The sequence below is a fragment of the Rhizobium halophilum genome (assembly GCF_021648825.1).
Taxonomy (GTDB): Bacteria; Pseudomonadota; Alphaproteobacteria; order Rhizobiales; family Rhizobiaceae; genus Neorhizobium; species Neorhizobium halophilum.
Genome location: NZ_JAKJHS010000004.1, coordinates 254,214 through 272,125 on the forward strand (window position 1 = coordinate 254,214; position 17,912 = coordinate 272,125).

At 60.1% G+C, this 17,912-nt stretch carries 19 protein-coding genes and 1 pseudogene; 9 read left to right on the top strand and 11 right to left on the bottom strand.

The genetic code is table 11. The features are described 5' to 3' along the window. Positions 1 to 38 precede the first annotated feature (38 nt). On the top strand, positions 39 to 845 hold the full coding sequence (locus LXM96_RS10735) for an undecaprenyl-diphosphate phosphatase (RefSeq protein ID WP_239998460.1): 807 nt from the start codon (positions 39 to 41) through the stop codon (positions 843 to 845). 4 nt (positions 846 to 849) lie between these two features. Here LXM96_RS10735 and LXM96_RS10740 read toward each other — a convergent pair whose 3' ends face one another. The 11 genes from LXM96_RS10740 to dnaN all read right to left on the bottom strand — a co-directional run bounded on the left by LXM96_RS10740 (position 850) and on the right by dnaN (position 9,328). Next, positions 850 to 1,017 (bottom strand): hypothetical protein, encoded by a 168-nt coding sequence (locus LXM96_RS10740; RefSeq protein ID WP_239998461.1) that lies wholly within the window; start codon positions 1,015 to 1,017, stop codon positions 850 to 852. A 90-nt stretch (positions 1,018 to 1,107) separates the two neighbouring features. Beyond that, a complete protein-coding gene (locus LXM96_RS10745; RefSeq protein WP_239998462.1) occupies positions 1,108 to 2,526 on the bottom strand; it encodes a TRAP transporter large permease in 1,419 nt (472 codons plus the stop codon). Further along, positions 2,523 to 3,107, bottom strand: a complete 585-nt coding sequence (locus LXM96_RS10750; protein ID WP_239998463.1) for a TRAP transporter small permease subunit — start codon at positions 3,105 to 3,107, stop codon at positions 2,523 to 2,525. The genes LXM96_RS10745 and LXM96_RS10750 overlap by 4 nt, the downstream gene beginning before the upstream one ends. Positions 3,108 to 3,187: 80 nt before the next feature. Beyond that, positions 3,188 to 4,318, bottom strand: a complete 1,131-nt coding sequence (locus tag LXM96_RS10755) for a TRAP transporter substrate-binding protein (protein WP_239998464.1) — start codon at positions 4,316 to 4,318, stop codon at positions 3,188 to 3,190. A gap of 145 nt (positions 4,319 to 4,463) precedes the next feature. Beyond that, positions 4,464 to 4,628, bottom strand: a complete 165-nt coding sequence (locus LXM96_RS10760; protein WP_239998465.1) for a hypothetical protein — start codon at positions 4,626 to 4,628, stop codon at positions 4,464 to 4,466. A 191-nt stretch (positions 4,629 to 4,819) separates the two neighbouring features. Further along, entirely contained in the window at positions 4,820 to 5,800 is a 981-nt protein-coding gene (locus LXM96_RS10765; protein ID WP_239998466.1) for a complex I NDUFA9 subunit family protein, read from the bottom strand. 100 nt (positions 5,801 to 5,900) lie between these two features. Then, positions 5,901 to 6,188, bottom strand: a complete 288-nt coding sequence (locus LXM96_RS10770) for a DUF1330 domain-containing protein (RefSeq protein WP_239998467.1) — start codon at positions 6,186 to 6,188, stop codon at positions 5,901 to 5,903. Positions 6,189 to 6,210: 22 nt separating this feature from the next. Continuing rightward, positions 6,211 to 6,903 (bottom strand): orotidine-5'-phosphate decarboxylase, encoded by a 693-nt coding sequence (gene pyrF, locus LXM96_RS10775; protein ID WP_239998468.1) that lies wholly within the window; start codon positions 6,901 to 6,903, stop codon positions 6,211 to 6,213. Further along, positions 6,890 to 7,489: a histidine phosphatase family protein gene (locus LXM96_RS10780; RefSeq protein ID WP_239998469.1), complete on the bottom strand. Its 600-nt coding sequence runs from the start codon at positions 7,487 to 7,489 to the stop codon at positions 6,890 to 6,892. Before LXM96_RS10780 ends, pyrF begins: the two co-directional genes overlap by 14 nt. 6 nt (positions 7,490 to 7,495) lie before the next feature. Beyond that, positions 7,496 to 8,089: a phospholipid N-methyltransferase PmtA gene (pmtA, locus tag LXM96_RS10785; RefSeq protein WP_239998580.1), complete on the bottom strand. Its 594-nt coding sequence runs from the start codon at positions 8,087 to 8,089 to the stop codon at positions 7,496 to 7,498. Positions 8,090 to 8,209: 120 nt separating this feature from the next. Further along, complete coding sequence (gene dnaN, locus LXM96_RS10790; RefSeq protein WP_239998470.1) at positions 8,210 to 9,328, bottom strand: DNA polymerase III subunit beta; 1,119 nt, start codon at positions 9,326 to 9,328, stop codon at positions 8,210 to 8,212. A 302-nt stretch (positions 9,329 to 9,630) separates the two neighbouring features. Here dnaN and rsmI point away from each other — a divergent pair, with 302 nt between their 5' ends. The 8 genes and pseudogenes from rsmI (at position 9,631) to LXM96_RS10830 (ending at position 17,747) form a co-directional block, all read left to right on the top strand. After that, positions 9,631 to 10,500: a 16S rRNA (cytidine(1402)-2'-O)-methyltransferase gene (rsmI, locus tag LXM96_RS10795; RefSeq protein WP_239998581.1), complete on the top strand. Its 870-nt coding sequence runs from the start codon at positions 9,631 to 9,633 to the stop codon at positions 10,498 to 10,500. Then, positions 10,484 to 10,846, top strand: a complete 363-nt coding sequence (locus LXM96_RS10800) for a YraN family protein (RefSeq protein ID WP_239998471.1) — start codon at positions 10,484 to 10,486, stop codon at positions 10,844 to 10,846. Before rsmI ends, LXM96_RS10800 begins: the two co-directional genes overlap by 17 nt. Positions 10,847 to 10,972: 126 nt before the next feature. Beyond that, a complete protein-coding gene (locus LXM96_RS10805; RefSeq protein ID WP_239998472.1) occupies positions 10,973 to 12,271 on the top strand; it encodes an extracellular solute-binding protein in 1,299 nt (432 codons plus the stop codon). Between the two features lie 103 nt (positions 12,272 to 12,374). Next, complete coding sequence (locus tag LXM96_RS10810) at positions 12,375 to 13,304, top strand: carbohydrate ABC transporter permease (protein ID WP_239998582.1); 930 nt, start codon at positions 12,375 to 12,377, stop codon at positions 13,302 to 13,304. Positions 13,305 to 13,314: 10 nt separating this feature from the next. Further along, positions 13,315 to 14,157, top strand: a complete 843-nt coding sequence (ugpE, locus tag LXM96_RS10815) for a sn-glycerol-3-phosphate ABC transporter permease UgpE (protein ID WP_239998473.1) — start codon at positions 13,315 to 13,317, stop codon at positions 14,155 to 14,157. Between the two features lie 12 nt (positions 14,158 to 14,169). After that, positions 14,170 to 15,270, top strand: a complete 1,101-nt coding sequence (locus LXM96_RS10820; RefSeq protein WP_239998474.1) for a sn-glycerol-3-phosphate import ATP-binding protein UgpC — start codon at positions 14,170 to 14,172, stop codon at positions 15,268 to 15,270. A gap of 76 nt (positions 15,271 to 15,346) precedes the next feature. Further along, positions 15,347 to 16,297 carry a glutathione synthase gene (gshB, locus tag LXM96_RS10825; protein ID WP_239998475.1) on the top strand — a complete coding sequence of 317 codons (951 nt, stop codon included), beginning with the start codon at positions 15,347 to 15,349 and terminating at the stop codon, positions 16,295 to 16,297. A gap of 183 nt (positions 16,298 to 16,480) precedes the next feature. Beyond that, positions 16,481 to 17,747: pseudogene (locus LXM96_RS10830) on the top strand (YifB family Mg chelatase-like AAA ATPase). Positions 17,748 to 17,912: the final 165 nt, after the last annotated feature.

The following is a 17,912-nucleotide window of genomic DNA, read 5'->3' on the forward strand; positions in this document are numbered from 1 at the left end:
GCATTCCTGCCTGCAAGCCGTATGAAGAAGGGTAAAGAATGCCGGAATCATCAATCGTCAGTGCTCTCGTTCTAGGGCTTGTCGAGGGGCTGACGGAGTTCGTACCGGTCTCTTCGACCGCTCACGTCCTTCTCGCGGGACACTTTCTTGGTTTCGAGTCTCCCGGAAATACCTTCGCCGTCCTGATCCAGCTGGGCGCGATATCGGCGATTCTGCTCGTTTATTTTCGCCGCCTGCTCGATATTGCGCTCAATCTGCCCACCAGTGCAGAGGCGCGACATTTTGTGTTGACGGTGCTAATTGCTTTTCTTCCGGCAGCCGTCCTCGGCGTTCTTGCCCACGGTTTCATCAAGACCGTCCTTTTCGAAACGCCTGCATTGATGTGCATCGTCTTGATTCTGGGAGGGGTTGTCCTCCTGTTCGTCGATCGAATGGCCCATCAGCCTCGGTATACGGATATCAAAGACTATCCCCTTTCGCTCGCGTTCAAGATCGGACTGTTTCAGTGCCTCGCCATGGTTCCCGGCACCTCGCGTTCGGGAGCGACGATCGTGGGGTCGCTGCTGCTGGGGACCGACAAGCGTTCAGCTGCGGAATTCTCGTTCTTCCTTGCCATGCCGACAATGCTTGGGGCTTTCACGCTTGATCTATACAAGAATCGGGCTGCCATTCGCGTCGATGATGCTGCGATAATCGCCATTGGCTTCGTCGCGGCCTTCGTAACGGCGCTGATCGTCGTGCGCTCTCTGTTGAATTTCGTATCCAGTCGAGGATACGCACCCTTCGCCTGGTGGCGGATCCTCGTTGGAGCAGTCGGTTTGTTTGGTCTTCTTGCCTTTGGCTGATCGGTCAACCGTGGTCGTCGCGGCGATGATAGAAGAATAGATCGTAGCCGCCGAAAGCTACAGTTATGCCGACGACGGCGATGAGGTCCGCGCGAGGCACCTGCCAAAGCAGGATGCCGAGGAAGCCACACAGGACGCCAAAGGCGATCAGGGCGAGCAGACGGTCCGTCATGCCCTACTCCTTTGTCTGAGGTCCGCCTCCAAAGAGGAGGTGGACGGTTGAGTGGCAACAGCCGCCTTGCGAGCGCGCATTGATCTCTCGTCAGCGGCCATAGAACAACTCCGGTAGATAGAACACGATCTGCGGAAAGACATACATAAGCGTCATGCTTATGAAGACCATGAAGACAAAGGGGAGTACGCCCCTGAAGATCTGTGTCAGCCGCACCTCCGGCGGCGCAATTCCCTTGAGATAATAGGCTGACATCGCCATGGGCGGCGTCAGGAAAGACGTCTGCAGGTTGAGCGCTACCAAGATTCCGAAGAACAAGGGATCGATACCGAACATATCCAGCAGCGGAAGGAAGATCGGCACAAAGATGATGATGATCTCCGACCACTCCAGCGGCCAGCCCAGCAGGAAGATGATGAACTGCGCCAGAAGCAGAAACTGGAATGGCGTCAGGTCCAGACTGCGGACGAACTCAGAGATGATGTGCTCACCGCCCAGATAGGAGAAGACGGAAGAAAACGTATAGGAGCCGACAAAGAGCCAGCAGACCATCGCCGTGGTTCTCACCGTCAAGTAAACGCTTTGCCGAAGGCGGTCCCAGCTCATGGCGCGGTAAAGGACCGCCAGAACCATCCCGCCCAAAGCTCCGATCGCCGCCGCCTCCGTTGGCGTTGCAAGACCGAATAGAATGGACCCCAACACCGCGAGGATCAGAATGGCCAGTGGCAGGAAGGACGTGACGATCATGCCTGCAAGCTTCAGGAACGGGACGTCCGGAACCTCCTCGGCGGTCGGTTTGGGCGCAACGCTTGGCTGCAGAATGGAGCGGCCCACGATATAGATCAGATAGAGCCCGACAAGCGTGAGCCCCGGCAGAAGGGCTGCCGAATAGAGGCGCACGATGGAGGTGCCGGAGGCAGCGGCATACACGATCAGCATGATCGAGGGTGGAATGAGGATGCCGAGCGTTCCTCCCGCGCAGATGATGCCGGTGGCAAAGGAATGGTCGTACCGAGCCTTCAGCATCGCCGGCAGCGCCAGCAATCCCATGAGAGTAACCACGGCGCCGACGATACCGGTGGCTGTCGCAAACAGCGCGCAGGTGATCAACGCCGCGACGCCCATGGAGCCGGGGAGGTTCCTGGACGCAATATTCAGGGTCGAAAACAAACGATCGACGATATTGGCACGCTCGACAATATAACCCATGAACAGGAAGAGAGGCACCGCCGTCAGTACGTCGTTCGCCATGACCGTGTAGGTCTGGTTGATGAACAGGTCGAAGACGCGGTTGTTAAAGAAGCCCTCTAGCCACAGGCTGCTACTGTCCCACCAGCCCGCCGTCTCGTCGAGGCGGTTATAGGATCGCCACATGCGATTGGGTTCATAATAGGCGTAGTAGCCAAAGCCGATGCCCATCGCCATCAAGGTGAAGGCAATCGGGAAACCCAGGAACACGATGAAAATGAAAAGACCCAGCATCAATAGGGCGACTTGTGGGTCCGTCATGCTTTTTCTCCTGCAGGTTCGGCCTGCTTTTCCTTGATCAGGAGCGTCTCCGTCTCCTCTACGTCTTCTTCCGCCTCAATCCACTCACCGTCTCGAATGCAGCGGATGCATCGTAGAACTTGCGCGATCCCTTGAATGAAAAGGAGCACGCCGGCTGCCACGATAACCATCTTGAACTGGTAGATCGGGATGCCCGCAGGACTGTTGACGCTGACCTCTCCGTAACCCCACGAGCGGGAGGCGTATTTCCATCCTGCAAAGATGAGCGCCGTGACGCCGGGGAAGAAGAAGATAAGGTAGAGAACCAGGTCCACGGACGCCTGGGTCCGTGGTTTCCAGAGCCGGTAAAGGAAGTCACCGCGAACATGGCCGCCGCGAGATAAAGTGTAGGCACCGCCCATCATGAAGAGCGTGCCGTACATGATGAAAGAGACATCGAGCGCCCATGGTGTCGGTCGCCCGACGACATAGCGAACGAAGACTTCGTAGCTCGTACCGAAGGTCATCAGGACGATCAGCCACGCGAATGCCTTGCCGAACCAAGCCGACAGGGAGTCTGCAAAACGAATGAATGCCACCATCGATGCGTGCGTCTTTCTGTTGAGGGACGTTCGGCAGGGGAATACCCCTGCCGAGACCAAGACATGCTATCGAGTGAGGCTCACAGCTTGAGCTTATTGGGGAAGTAATGTTGGTAGGCGAGAGCGTAGTCGGGTGAGTTCATCAACTCATAGTACGTCACCCGCTCGACCCAATCGCGCTGGCTGTCCAGCACGCGCTTCATGAACTCGTCCTGCTCAAGATCGACGATCAGTTCGTCCCACGCCTTGATCTGCGCATCAAGCACCTCCTGTGGCGTGCGATGCACCGTCACGCCGGCGTCTTCTTCCAGCTTGCGCAGGTCGGCAGAATAGTTGTTCATCGCCGATGCGGTATTGGCCGTCGACGCGGCCTCTACCGCATAGCGCACGATCGCCTGAAGGTCCGGCTCGAGATCCTCATAGAAGCCTCGGTTGAACAGGAACTCGAAGGATTCTGATGCCTGGTGGTACGAGGACAGGTAGTAGTTCTTGGCAACGTCCTGGGCACCGAAGCGAATGTCTGATGAGGGGTTGTTGAACTCGAACGCATCGATGACGCCGCGTTCCATGGCGGGCACGATCTCGCCGCCCGGCAATTGCGCCACCGACATGCCCATCTTCTGCATCAGGTCTGCAGCCAGACCGACCGTCCGGTACTTCAGGCCATTGATGTCGCTGACCGATTTGACCTCGTTCTTGAACCAGCCAAAGGGCTGCGCAAACATTGGGAAGCCCAGGAATCCGACAACCTCAAGGCCCAGGATATCCTGCTGCAGTTCCCGATAGAATTCCGCACCGCCGCCCTCGTAGAACCAGGACAGCATGGTTGTGGCCGATCCGCCGAATACGGGACCGGTGCCGAACAGTGAGGCGCCCTTGTGCTTGCCGTACCAATAGACGGGCACAGAATGCGCGGCGTCGATGACGCCGTCGTGGCAGGCGTCCAAAACCTGGAACGCGCCCACGACCGCGCCTGCTGGCAACAGGTCAACCGTCAACCGTTTGCCCGACATGGCTTCCACACGCTCAGTGAATTGACGTGCAAAATCCATCCAGATGTCAGACGCAGGCCACGATGTCTGCATCTTCATCACCATAGGCGATTGTGCCAGAACTGCCGGCGCTGCAAGCGTACCTGCGGCGGCTCCACCTGCGGTTGCGCTAATTTTCAAGAAGTTCCGGCGCGTGTGCGCCTTGTCAGCATTTCCCATTGATTTCTCCTCCCATTGGGCGGGCTTTTGCCCTTCTCCCAAGGCGGAGTATTCCGGAAAAAAAGTTCGACTTCAATAGATCAAGGCCGCCCGAGCTTCGATTAAGCCCTGTCGATGCATGATCCACTTGAAGATGTTGAACTATTCAGCGCACGGCGCTGACCGGAATGGACGAAGTGCTGCACGGATCGAGCCCATAGGCAGGGGCGCATTCGCTGTTGCCTGCCGCATCTGTCTTCGGAGCGAAGAAGGAGCCGGCGAGAATGGTAAGTGCCGCACACACGAAGAACAGTGCGATGGGCTTGCCCATGGGGAGATGCCTTTCGGATAGGATGTGACGGTGTTGAGCAATTTTCGCTGCAGGGCGTGTATTGTCCGGCAGGAACGAACTCAATAGCGAAAGTTGCTGAATCGCCCGTTAATGCGCAAGTCTTCGAAGTTGCGACCTTCGTGCAACATGTTCAGCGCCAGCGAGGTAACCGCTGAAGCAGGAAGCGCCTGTCAGGCTGCCTTGCCGGTGTTCGTGAACTGGCCCTGCGGGCGATATTGAACGAGATAGGCCGGCACGACCGAGGACATCAGCGTCGGGCTGATACCCATCCCCTCCAGCGTGCGTCCCTCTTCGACCGCATCCTGCGAGACGACGTTGTCACCCTTCAGCAACTCCACCTGATCGCCGGTAATTGGCGGGGTGATCAGAGGAACCAGCGATGCCACACTGCCAAGTAGCGAGGCCAGGCCGAAGGGCAACGACACAAGCGGCCTCTTGCGATTGGTGGTCCGCAGGACGAACTCAAGGGTCTCCCGGAAAGTCAGAACTTCGGGCCCGCCGAGTTCGTAGATCCTGCCACCGGGTATCACCCCATCGACACCGAGTGCCACTGCCTGGGCGACATCCTCGACATGGACGGGCTGAAACCTCGTCTTGCCGCCGCCGATCAGTGGCAGGGCTGGGAACATCTTAGCCATGCCGGCAAATTTGTTGAAGAAGCTGTCTTCCGGCCCGAAGACGATGGAGGGACGCAGAATGACTGCATCCGGCACGTTGGACAGGACTGCGCGTTCTCCCCGGCTCTTGCTGCGGGCGTAGCTGGAGGCCGAATTCTCGTCAGCACCAATCGCCGAAATATGCACAAGCCTGGCGCCTGCGGCACGCGTGGCCTCCGCCACGGCACGGCCACCAAAATCCTGAACGGCATCGAATGAATTGCGGCCGCTTTCAAACAGAATGCCGACGCAGTTCACCACGGCGGATGCGCCCTGAACCGCGTGATCCACCGAATAGCGATAGCGGAGATTGGCCTGGATCAGCGAAATCTGGCCGACATAGCCATAGGGCAGCAAGAAGCCCGCGAGATCCGGCCGGCGCACAGCGACCCGGATGCGATAGCCGCGCTTAGCCAGCGTGCGCACCACATGCCGCCCGACGAACCCCGATCCCCCGAAGACGGTGACGAGAGGTGGCAGGTTGGACACGGTCATGATGCTGCTCCGGGAGCTATGATGGTCTGATTGTTGACGGTCTCTTAGACTAAATGCACCGCAACTGGAAGCCTGAGAAATGCCGCATCCAGAGGCGTGCTCAAACGCCTTCGACGACCACCATCTCAGCGTCTGCAACCTCCTGGCGAATCCTGGCCGCCGCCTGGTATTCGGTCGAATTGTAGCAATCGACAGCCGCCTGAAGCGAAGGAAACTCAATCACCACGTTACGAGCACGAGCGCCGCCTTCAAGCTCGACGAATTCTCCCCCGCGCGCAAGGAAGTTTGCCCCGAAGCGCTCGAAGGCGGGCTTTGCGGTGCTGACGTAATCTTTGTAGCGCTCGGCATCGCGAACATCCACGCGCGCAATCCAGTATCCCTTGGGCATGATGATCTCTCCTTGTGCTACGTTAGAGCGCGGCCGCCATTTCGTCGACGATGGCACGCGCGGCCGACTTCGGATCCTGTGCCTTTACGATTGGACGCCCGACAACCAGATGTGTCGATCCAGCGCGAAGGGCATCGCGGGGCGTCATGACACGCTTCTGGTCGCCGGCGTTGGATCCTAGCGGGCGGATCCCCGGTGTGACGATGTTCATTTGCGGGCCCACGATGCGACGAGCCTCCGCAGATTCTTCGGCCGAGCAAACGATCCCTCCCATGCCTGCGTCACGTGCTTGCTCGGCCCGGCGTCGGACAAGGCTCTGGGGATCGCAGTCATAGCCTGCCTCGCGCAGATCCGCATCGTCCATCGACGTGAGTACAGTGACGCCGAGCAGCGTCAGATCCGACCCTTTTGCGGCCTCAACGGCAGCGCGCATCGCTTTTGGATAGGCATGCAATGTGAGCATGGATACGCCCATCTTGGCGATGTTCTCGACGCCCTTGGCCACGGTATTGTCGATGTCCAGAAGCTTCATGTCGAGGAACACCTTCTTGCCGGCATTGACGAGCTCACGGGCGAAATCAAGACCTCCGGCGAAGACGAGTTGATAGCCGACCTTGTAAAAGGTGACCTCATTCCCAAGGGTAGAGACAAGTGCCTGCGCTTCGCGCACGGTGGGAACGTCCAGGCCAACGATCAGGCGGTCACGCGGGTCCATGTCCGAATCCCTTCCATTCTTCCATAGGCGTCCAGTCGCATGAGAGGCTCCGGTCTGCAAGGGAGAAGGCATAGAGATTGCCGCCACCTGGAGGCTGGTCACGGTCGCGCGCAATAGGATGGCCGGCAAGATGACACTTCAGAAGTGTCCCGACTCCGCCGTGCCCAACGAAGGCGATCGGGATGGCAGGGTCATGCTCGTCGAGGATTCTCGTCACCGCAGCGACGATCCGGACCTGCGCGTCCACCGCGCGCTCCCAGCCACGGTAGCTGTCATGGGGATGACCAAAGAACTGGTCGGCGGCTGCCTCGAACTCCTGTGGCGGGAGAAAGCCTGTTGCGGAACGGTCATTCTCGTACATGTCCGGCTGGATCTCAACGGGGATCTCGGAAAGACTCACCAGCAGTTCTGCTGTCTCAATCGCCTTCCTCTCCTGGCTCGCGATAACGCGCTGAAGCGTGGCAGCCCATGGCAATTGCACCGATTTGAAAACGCGTGCGCGACCGATCGTGGACAGCCCCCACTCAGGAACTGGAATGTTAGGGTTTATATCCACCTGCGGATGCGTAATGTAGACGCCGAACATGGCGAACTAGCCTCTGCTGTAGACCCATAGCTGCGCCGGCGGGATATTGCGCACGACAAAATCCAGATGCCTGATGTGGAAGCGGTCCGGCCGGGCGTCGATTGGAGAAATGGGGCTGTAGGTGATCTGTACAACCGGGCGTCCCGACGGCATGCGATCAAGCAGGTCTTCCAGCAGTGCGATACGTCGCTCCATCGGAAAACTCAGCATCGGGATGGCGGAGATGACGGCGTCGAACTGCCGGCCTTCCCAATCGGCTAGCGTCCGGTCGAGGTCAAATGCATCGCCATTGATGAAGTTGACCGCAGGGAGAGTTCGCGTGAGGTGCTGGTAGAAGTCGGTCGAGTACTCGATCGACACAATGTTTTCGGGGGCAACGCCGCGCTTCATGATCGCTTTGGTGATGATCCCCGTTCCTGGGCCAAGCTCCAGCACGGGAAGACCGGATGAAGGTTCGATCACGCTCGCCATGCGTCGAGCGGTCACTGAGGAAGTTGGCAAGACGGCACCAACGCTTTTCGGACCGTCGATCCATCCCTTGAAGAAGCGGATCTCTTCATCGAACTTTCGGCCAAGCCGTTCCTTTAGGCGCATCTGCATCACGTCTGTCTCCTCTCCGGTTCCTCAAGTTATGGTGGAGGATGGCGCAAAGACAAGGAAAAATGTCGCACGCGGAAAACAGCAAAAAGAAAGCGGCAGGAGTGCCTGCCGCTTTGATCCTTAGACGCGCATCGGCATCAGTACGTAAAGAGCGTCGTCACCCGCCGTATCGCGGACAAGTGTTGGCGATCCCGCGTCCGCCAGCATGAAGATTGCGTCTTCCCCGGACAGCTGAGCCGTGATGTCCAGGAGGTATTTGGCGTTGAAGCCGATCTCCAAGGGATCATTGTCATAACCCACGGCGACTTCTTCCGTCGCACTGCCCGAGTCGGGATTGTTGACCGTCAGCGTCAGCTGGCCGTCCGTCAGCGCCAGCTTGACCGCGCGGCCGCGCTCAGAGGAGATCGTCGAAACGCGATCGACGGCGCGCGTGAAGCTCTGGCAGTCGACGCGCATCTCCTTGTCATTGTTGGCCGGAATGACGCGCTGGTAGTCCGGGAAGGTGCCGTCGATCAGCTTCGACGTCATCACGATGCCGCCGATCGTCAGGCGGATCTTCGCGTCCGAAACCTCAACCGTGACCACCACCTCCGGATTGTCGACAAGCTTCTGCAGTTCGCCCACCGTCTTGCGAGGGATGATGATGCCAGGCATGCCCTCGGAACCGGAAGGTGCGTCGACATTGGCGCGGGCGAGGCGGTGGCCGTCAGTTGCCACGGACCGTAGCTTCAGATCGCCCCCGGATTCGATCGTGTGGAAGAAGATGCCGTTCAGGTAATAGCGGGTTTCTTCCGTCGAGATGGCAAACTGGGTGCGGTCGATCAGCATCTTGAGATCGGTCGCCTTCAGTTTGAACGTGTGCGAGAAACTTCCAGCGGTCAGATCCGGGAAATCGGCTTCCGGCAGGCACTGCAAGGTGAACTTCGAGCGGCCGGACTGTACCGTCATAGAGCCGCCGTCAGGATTGGTGGCGAGTAGCACTTCCGAGCCGTCCGGCAGCTTGCGAACGATTTCGTAAAGCAGGTGCGCCGGCACGGTTGTCGCGCCAGGCTGTTCGACCATGGCGGCGACAGCCTCGGTGATTTCAAGGTCAAGGTCCGTTGCCTTCAGCGCGAGATCCGCGCCCGAGGCGCGCAACAGAACGTTAGACAGGATCGGGATCGTGTTTCGACGCTCCACCACACGGTGGACGTGGTTCAGCGACTTCAGGAGGTTGGACCGCTCAAGAGTAATACGCATTGACGCTACCGCTTTCGACAGGGCGCCCTTGGGGACGACGCCCAGATAATTGCCGGCCCAGGAAAGGCCGGAAGATGTGGACGCGCAAAATGGCAGAAGATTTACCCAGAAAGCAAGAGCCAGTGAGGGAGGGTGATCTGCATTCACAGACTTGCCCCAGACATCCACAGGCAATCGGGAGGGTCCCATCCTTGCCGATCTACCCTCGGGTGCCATAAGAGGGATGAGGAACTAACTTTTTACCGAGCCTGCCATTGAGCGACGACCGGACTATAACCGCCCGCACCTACCGGATCGCCAGCATGGCGATCCCGGCACGCCCGCTCGAGGCGGGGCTGTACCTTGTCGCGACGCCGATCGGAAATCTCGGCGATATCACGTTACGGGCTCTGGAGACGCTCGCTGGGGCGGATGTGCTGGCCTGCGAGGATACGCGGGTGACCCGTGTCCTTCTGGATCGCTTTGGGATCGTCAACCGGCCGTTTCCCTACCATGAGCACAATGCAGCGGAAGCGGGCACGAAGTTGCTTGCGGCGCTGGAAGAGGGAAAGTCTGTGGCGCTGGTTTCCGATGCCGGAACGCCGTTGGTATCCGATCCCGGCTACAGGCTCGGTCAGCTGGCGATCGAGGGGGGGCACAGAGTCGTGCCGGTTCCGGGCGCGTCCGCGCCACTCGCCGCGCTGGTCGGCTCTGGCTTGCCGTCCGATGCCTTCCTGTTCGCCGGCTTCCTGCCGGTCAAGGACAAGGGCAAGCGCGACCGGCTTGCGGAGCTTTCAAGGGTCCCTGCAACGCTGATCTTCTTTGAGTCCCCGCACCGTATCGGTGCTACGCTTGCAACTGCCGCCGATGTTCTCGGGCCGGGACGTCGCGCTGCAGTCTGCCGCGAGCTGACCAAGACCTTTGAGGAATTCCAGCGGGGGACGCTGGAGGAGCTGGCGTCGCATTATGGTGGCCGCGCGGTGAAGGGGGAAATCGTTCTGTTGGTCGCGCCACCGGAGATTGACGACGTTCCGGGCGCGGTCGAGGTGGAGGTCCTGCTGCGGGAATTGTCCGCCAACATGCCTGCTTCCCAAGCTGCTGCCGAAGGAGCCCGCCTGACCGGGTTGTCCAAGAAGGACCTCTACCAACGCCTGCTGGCCCTGAAGGACGAAGAAGGTGGCGAAGGACAGTAAGCTCCGGCGCCAAGCAGAAAGGCGCGGCCACTTCGCCGAGTATATCGCGGCTCTGTTTCTGCTCGCCAAGGGCTACCGCATTCTGGCCATCCGCTTCCGCACTAGGGCCGGGGAGATTGATCTTGTTGCGCGAAAAGGTGACCTCGCAGTCTTCGTCGAGGTGAAGGCGCGCGCCGACGAAAGAGCGGCAATCGACGCAGTCAGCATCACTGCGCAACGGCGCATCCGAGCAGCCAGCGACGTGTGGCTGTCAAAGCGTCCGGATGCTGCACGCCTGTCACAGCGCTACGACGTGGTAGCGGTGCTTCCGGGGCGCCTTCCCCGGCACTTTCGCGATGCGTTTTGATCTGCGCCACCGCCGTCTAAACCTCAGTCTGCAATGTAATATTTTTGACATGGAACCGTTATGGTCGTGTCACGTACCCTGCCTATTGGCTTGCTCACCGATCAACCGGTGGGAAGGGACCAAGTCATGATCAAGAAGTTTTCCATGGCCGCTCTTGCGGTCACGTTCTCTGCCACGTCTTCGCTGGCCGCAACCAACATTACCTGGTGGCACGGCATGGGTGGCCGCAACGGCGAAGTCATCAACGAGATTTCGCAGAAGTTCAACGAATCCCAGACTGAATGCGCACTGACGCCTGTTTCCAAGGGCACGTACGAAGAAGCGCTCGCTTCCGGCATCGCCGCCTTCCGTTCCGGTGAACAGCCGAACATCCTGCAGGTGTTTGACGCAGGTGCCGCCACGATCATCAACGCCAAGGGCGCGACCGTTGCTGCCGAAGACCTGATCAAGGACGCCGGCTACGACTTCAACCGCGACGACTTCATCGAAGGCGTCCGCTACTTCTACGCCGATTCCGATGGCAAGTTCGTCGGCATGCCGTTCAACTCCTCGGCGCCGATCATGTACATCAACGACGAAGCCCTCAAGAAGGCTGGCGTCGAGGCTCCGAAGACCTGGGAAGAGTTCGAAGAGATCGCGCCGAAGCTCAAGGAAGCCGGCTACATCCCGCTCGTCCAGTCGCAGCTGACCTGGGAGTTTACCGAGAACTTCTTCTCGCGCCACAACCTTCAGTTCGCATCGAACAACAACGGTTACGACAGTGTCATCGACACGACGATCAACGTCACCGATCCGAACCACGTGATGATGTACCAGAAGCTGAAGGATTGGCACGACAACGGCTACTTCGGCTACTACGGTGCCGGCTGGTCGGACAACCAGAAGCCCTTCGAAGAAAACAAGGTTGCTCTCTGGATCGGCTCGTCCGGCTCCTTCGGCGGTCTGCAGAAGACGGCTCAGATGCCGTTCTCGGCGACCTTCCTACCCTACTGGAAGTCGGTCAACCCGGAAGGCGTTCACACCTTCATCGGTGGCGCCGCACTCTTCGCGATGTCCGGCAAGTCCGAAGCCGAAAACAAGTGCACGGCCTCCTTCTTCCACTTCCTGACCTCGCCCGAGATCCAGAAGTTCTACCACCAGGCCACCGGCTACGTCGCCATCACCGAGGCTGCCTATGAGCTTGCCAAGGAAGAAGGCTACTACAAGGAAAAGCCTGCCGCCGAAGTCGGCATCCAGCAGCTGCAGCTGCCGAGCGGCGAGTGGAACAAGGGTTACCGCCTCGGCTTCTACCCGCAGATCCGCACCATCATGGAGCGTGAATACAACCGTATCTTCGCTGGCGAAACATCGGTCAAGGACGCGATGGAAACCATCAAGAAGGAAGGCGACGAGCTGCTCGCCCGCTTCGCCAAGACCGCCGGCTGATTTGAGCCTCTGAATGACAAGGCCAGGCCGTCCTGAAAAGGAGCGGCCTGGTTTCCCGTAAGGAGGAAATGCATTGGCCTATGTCGCGCCATCACCCCGATTCCTGCCCTGGCTCACCCGCAAGCCTCGCCCGAAGGTCGTTGCCGAAGGTGACAAGCGGGTGCAGTTCTCGTCCCCCGTCCTCCCCTATCTCTTTCTCGCGCCGCAGCTTGCGGTGATCTTCATCTTTTTCTACTGGCCTTCCGTGCAGGCCGTCAGCTCGTCCTTCTACATTGAAGACCCGTTCGGGTTCGGCTCCACCTTCGTGGGCATGAGCAACTACACGGATGTGCTGACGAGCGCGCAGTATCGCGGGATCGCGCTGTTTACCGTCGTGTTCACGGCCCTCGTGACATTGTTCTCGCTGTCCATCGGACTCCTGCTGGCGGTGAAGGCGGATGCGGTGATCCGCGGCTCCTCCGCCTACAAGACCATGCTGATTTCCGTGTATGCGATCGCGGCACCCGTGGCGGCCCTGATCGGCATGATGTTCTTCGACCAGCATATCGGCCCTTTCGTCGAAGTGGCGAGCTGGTTCGGCTGGGACATGCGCGTCGGCTTGAGCTATTTCGATACCGCCTTCGCGATGATCGTCGTCGCGGTGTGGAAGCAGGTGCCCTACAATTTCATCTTCTTTCTATCGGGCCTGCAGAGCGTGCCGGTTTCAGTGCGCGAGGCGGCAGCGATCGACTGCAAGTCCGGCTTCCGTCGCTTCTGGACGGTCACGCTGCCGTTGCTGGCGCCGACCGCTTTCTTCCTGCTGATCATCAACGTCACCTATTCGCTCTTCGACACCTTCGGCATCATCGACGTCATGGTGAAGGACAAGGCGGCGAACAACCCGATTACGCTCGTCTACAAGGTCTATGAGGACGGCTTCCGCGGCAACGACCTCGGCAGCTCCTCCGCCCAGTCCGTCATCCTGATGATCGTCGTCTTCGTGCTGACGATCTTCCAGTTCCGCTTCGTCGAGCGGCGCATCCATTATACCTGAGGGCAAGGCGATGCAGAAAAACAAGCTCTCCGACCATCTGGTGCTGATCCTCGGCTCGCTCTTCCTCATGGTGCCGGTTGTCGTCGCCTTCATGACGTCGACGCATGCAGCCGCCGACATCCATAGCAACGGCCTGTCGCTGACCTGGGGCGGCAATTTTGTCGAGACCTACGAAAAGGTGCTCACCCGCGAAGGCGGGTTCACCGGCCAGGTCACCGGGTCGCGCATGGTGATGAATTCCTTCATTCTCGGAATTGGGTTTGCTCTGGGCAAGATCGTGCTGTCGATGCTGGCGGCCTATGCGATCGTCTATTTCCGCATGCGCTTTGCGACGCTTGCCTTTTGGGTGATCTTCACGACGCTGCTTTTGCCGCTCGAAGTGCGCATCATGCCCTCCTACCAGGTCATGTCCGAGCTTGGCCTGCTGAACACCTACACAGGCCTGATCGTGCCTCTTCTAGCGTCGGCTACTGGCACATTCTATTTCCGGCAGTTCTTCAAGTCGGTGCCGGACGAACTCCTGGAAGCGGCACGCATCGATGGTGCCGGTCCGATCAAGTTCTTCATCGACGTGCTCGTGCCCCTCTCGCGGACGATGATCGCAGCGATCTTCATCATCATGTTCGTCTATGGCTGGAACCAGTATCTCTGGCCGATGCTGATGACGACGGACGAGCGCTTTTTCACCTTGATGCGCGGCATCAAGCAGATCCTGCAGGTCTGGATCGGCTCTCAGATCCCCGATTACAACGAGGCCTTTGCGCTAGCGGTGCTCGCCATGCTGCCTCCCGTGCTGATCGTGGTGATCTTCCAGAGCTGGTTCATCAAGGGCCTGACCGAAAGCGACAAGTAAGGGACACGTGTCATGGCATCCATCGACATCAACCAGGTTTCCAAGATCTATGCCGGCGGCAACAAGGCCGTGCACTCCGTCGACATCGCAATTCAAGATGGAGAATTCATCGTCCTCGTCGGCCCGTCCGGCTGTGGCAAGTCCACGCTTTTGCGCATGGTGGCGGGGCTGGAGGAGATTTCCGAGGGTGAGGTGAAGATCGGCGGCCGCACCGTCAATACGGTCGAGCCGGCCGAGCGCGATATCGCCATGGTGTTCCAGAACTACGCTTTGTATCCGCATATGACGGTGCGCCAGAACCTCGAATACGGCCTGAAGAACCGTAAGACGCCGCGCTCCGACATCGATGCGCGGGTTGCCGAGGCTGCGCGCATGCTCGAGATCGACCAGTACCTCGACCGCAAGCCGCGTGCGCTCTCGGGCGGCCAGCGCCAGCGCGTCGCCATGGGCCGCGCCATCGTGAGGAAGCCCGCCGCCTTCCTGTTCGACGAGCCGCTCTCCAACCTCGACGCCAAGCTTCGTGTCTCCATGCGCGGTGAGATCAAGCGCCTGCAGCGCCGCCTCGGCACGACCTCCATCTACGTCACCCACGATCAGCTAGAGGCGATGACGCTTGCGGACCGCCTGGTGGTGCTGAATGGTGGCCGCATAGAGCAGATCGGCGCCCCACTAGAGATCTATCACCAGCCGGCCTCCACCTTCGTCGCAAGCTTCATCGGCTCGCCAGCCATGAACCTCGTGCAGGGCGAACTGCACGGCGACCGGCTGGCGGTCGGGCCATCACTTCTGACCCTGGGCGGGCACGCACCGACGTCCGGCGAGGTCACTATCGGTCTGCGCGCGGAAGACTTGCGGGTCGCTTCGCCGGATGAGGAAGGCCTGCTGTTCCGCTTGGATTATGTCGAAGAACTCGGCTCGCAACGTCTGGTGCACGGCCATGTCGGCGACCAGGCGCTGACGGCGGCCATGGCTCTCGACGTCGCGCTCGACGACGAGATGAAGTTCGCAATCGATCCGCGGCGGCTGCATTTCTTCGCACGGGAGACGGGAAAGCGCGTCCATGCGCCGGCGACGGCTCCCGCAAGTCAGACGTCCGTCATGGAAGTCGCCTGAGGGGAGGCCCTGCAGCCGTTGCCTTTGACGATCCGTCGTCCTACATCAGGCGGGCATTTCTCAAGGGGCAGGGGCTATGGCACGCATTTGCAAAGTCGCATTCCAGATGGACCATGTCTCCAGCATCAACATTGCTGGAGATTCCACTTTTGCCATGGCGCTGGAGGCGCAGGCGCGTGGCTACGAGCTGTTCCACTACACCCCGGACCGGCTGACCATGCGCGACGGCAAGATCTTCGCCGCCGTCGAACCGATGCAGGTTCGCGACGTCAAGGGCGACCATTATACGCTGGGCGAGCGCGAGCGGGTCGATCTGTCGACGATGGATGTGATCCACCTGCGCCAGGACCCGCCCTTTCACATGGGCTACATCACCTCGACGCACCTGCTCGAGCGTATTCATCCGAAGACGCTGGTGGTCAACGATCCGGCCTGGGTGCGCAATTCGCCGGAAAAGATCTTCGTCACTGAATTCTCAGACCTGATGCCGGCGACGCTGATCAGCCGCGACGTCCAAGAAATCGCAGCCTTCCGTCAGGAGATGGGCGACATCATCCTCAAGCCGCTTTATGGCAACGGTGGCGCCGGCGTTTTCCATTCCGCCCGCGACGACCGCAACTTTACCTCGCTGCTGGAAATGTTCGAGCAGGTCTATCGCGGCGAGCCATATATTGCACAGGCGTATCTGCCGGCCGTGCGCAAGGGTGACAAGCGCATTCTGCTCGTCGACGGCGAGCCCGTCGGGGCCATCAACCGCGTGCCGGCGGAGACTGATAGCCGCTCCAACATGCATGTCGGCGGCCGCGCCGAGGCCGTGGAACTGACGAGCCGCGACCGGGAAATCTGCGAGCGGATCGGTCCGGCGCTGCGGGAGCGTGGCTTCATCTTCGTCGGCATCGACGTGATCGGCGACTACATGACGGAAATCAACGTCACCTCGCCGACGGGCATCCGCGAGGTGAAGAAGTTCGGCGGCGCCGATGTTGCGGCCCTTCTGTGGGACGCAATCGAGGCCAAGCGCCGCTAGAACGTTCCTCATCCAGCGCCGCTTTGTTCCTGCTTTACAACCGCTTGCAACCTAGTCACAGCGCGGGCGGGAACTCGTTCAACAGATGTTCTTGTTTTATTCTAGTTTCTATGCAAGATTGTATTCGCTGATGCGGAAGGCTTGTATCTTGCGGTCCTCAGACATGAGGTTGGAGGCGGGAATATGGTGGCGCGTGTCTCTACAGTTGCATTCCATGGCATAGAAGGCGTTCCGGTCGAGGTGCAGGTGATGGTCTCGCCCGGCAAGCTGCTGATGCCGATCGTCGGTCTGCCGGACAAGGCGGTGGCAGAAAGAAGGCCTTATCTGCCCGTACGACAGCGGCCCGGAAGCAGCCTGGGCGGGTGCCGACATAGACATCCTCGCGCCGCGCAGCCTAATCGCGCTCGCCAACCATTTCCGCGGTACACAAGTCATGTCGCGGCCGCAGCCGGCTGTGCGCGCGCTGCCTGCCAATCTGCCGGACCTGATCGACATCAAGGGCCAGGAAAGCGCCAAGCGGGCGCTGGAGGTGGCTGCGGCAGGCGGGCATAATCTCCTGATGGTTGGCCCCCCAGGCTCCGGCAAGTCGATGCTGGCGGCGCGGCTTCCCTCCATTCTCCCTCCCTTGTCTGCCGCCGAGTTGCTTGAAGTTTCGATGGTTCACTCGATTGCCGGGCAGCTTTCAGGCGGTAAGCTGTCGGACCGCCGCCCGTTTCGTACTCCGCACCACTCGGCCACCATGGCAGCGCTTGTGGGCGGCGGGCTAAGGGCAAAGCCGGGGGAGGCGTCGCTGGCGCATCACGGGGTTCTGTTCCTCGACGAATTTCCGGAGTTCGCGCCGCAGGTGCTAGATGCGCTTCGCCAGCCGCTGGAAACGGGAGAATGCGTTATCGCGCGCGCCAACCACCGCGTCTCCTATCCGGCCAGCATCCAACTGGTGGCGGCGATGAACCCCTGCCGATGCGGCATGGCGGGCGAACCTGGGCATAGCTGCGCGCGCGGTCCCAAATGCATGTCGGACTACCAGGGTCGCATATCCGGACCGTTGATGGACCGCATCGATATCCGCATCGACGTGCCGGCGGTGTCGGCCGCGGACCTCATCCGCCCGCGCCCTGCCGAGGCGAGCGCCGATGTGGCAAAGCGTGTGGCTGCTGCCCGGGAGCGGCAGCAGGATCGCTTGGCCTGGGCCGGCGCGCCGCAGGTCTCGACCAATGCCCGCTGCTCGACCTCGCTGATTGAAAAGATTGCCGAACCGGATGCCGGCGGACTTCAGCTTCTGCGCGATGCTGCGGAGAAGCTGAAGTTCTCCGCCCGCGGCTATCATCGCGTTCTAAGGGTCGCCCGTACCTTGGCCGATCTCGACGGCGCCGACACGGTCGGACGCATACATCTCGCCGAAGCGATCTCCTACCGCATGGCCGGCGAACGGCTGGCCGCTGCGGCATAACGAGATGAGCGAATAGGGGATAGCGAATAGCGAGGTGGAGAAAGCGGAGGGCTTGCGGTGCAGGCCATCAGTAGGTTTGACACTCGCTACTCGCTACTCGCTACTCGCTACTCGCTACTCGCTACTCGCTACTCGCTACTCGCTACTCGCTACTCGCTACTCGCT

Coding starts and splice junctions, on each gene's coding strand:
- LXM96_RS10735 (WP_239998460.1), top strand. CDS start 39: ATGCCGGAATCATCAATCGTCAGTGCTCTCGTTCTAGGGCTTGTCGAG.
- LXM96_RS10760 (WP_239998465.1), bottom strand. CDS start 4,628: ATGGGCAAGCCCATCGCACTGTTCTTCGTGTGTGCGGCACTTACCATT.
- LXM96_RS10770 (WP_239998467.1), bottom strand. CDS start 6,188: ATGCCCAAGGGATACTGGATTGCGCGCGTGGATGTTCGCGATGCCGAG.
- LXM96_RS10745 (WP_239998462.1), bottom strand. CDS start 2,526: ATGACGGACCCACAAGTCGCCCTATTGATGCTGGGTCTTTTCATTTTC.
- ugpE (WP_239998473.1), top strand. CDS start 13,315: ATGCAGAAAAACAAGCTCTCCGACCATCTGGTGCTGATCCTCGGCTCG.
- LXM96_RS10805 (WP_239998472.1), top strand. CDS start 10,973: ATGATCAAGAAGTTTTCCATGGCCGCTCTTGCGGTCACGTTCTCTGCC.
- LXM96_RS10750 (WP_239998463.1), bottom strand. CDS start 3,107: ATGGTGGCATTCATTCGTTTTGCAGACTCCCTGTCGGCTTGGTTCGGC.
- rsmI (WP_239998581.1), top strand. CDS start 9,631: ATGGCGATCCCGGCACGCCCGCTCGAGGCGGGGCTGTACCTTGTCGCG.
- pmtA (WP_239998580.1), bottom strand. CDS start 8,089: ATGCAGATGCGCCTAAAGGAACGGCTTGGCCGAAAGTTCGATGAAGAG.
- LXM96_RS10755 (WP_239998464.1), bottom strand. CDS start 4,318: ATGGGAAATGCTGACAAGGCGCACACGCGCCGGAACTTCTTGAAAATT.
- gshB (WP_239998475.1), top strand. CDS start 15,347: ATGGCACGCATTTGCAAAGTCGCATTCCAGATGGACCATGTCTCCAGC.
- LXM96_RS10765 (WP_239998466.1), bottom strand. CDS start 5,800: ATGACCGTGTCCAACCTGCCACCTCTCGTCACCGTCTTCGGGGGATCG.
- LXM96_RS10820 (WP_239998474.1), top strand. CDS start 14,170: ATGGCATCCATCGACATCAACCAGGTTTCCAAGATCTATGCCGGCGGC.
- LXM96_RS10740 (WP_239998461.1), bottom strand. CDS start 1,017: ATGACGGACCGTCTGCTCGCCCTGATCGCCTTTGGCGTCCTGTGTGGC.
- dnaN (WP_239998470.1), bottom strand. CDS start 9,328: ATGCGTATTACTCTTGAGCGGTCCAACCTCCTGAAGTCGCTGAACCAC.
- pyrF (WP_239998468.1), bottom strand. CDS start 6,903: ATGGACCCGCGTGACCGCCTGATCGTTGGCCTGGACGTTCCCACCGTG.
- LXM96_RS10780 (WP_239998469.1), bottom strand. CDS start 7,489: ATGTTCGGCGTCTACATTACGCATCCGCAGGTGGATATAAACCCTAAC.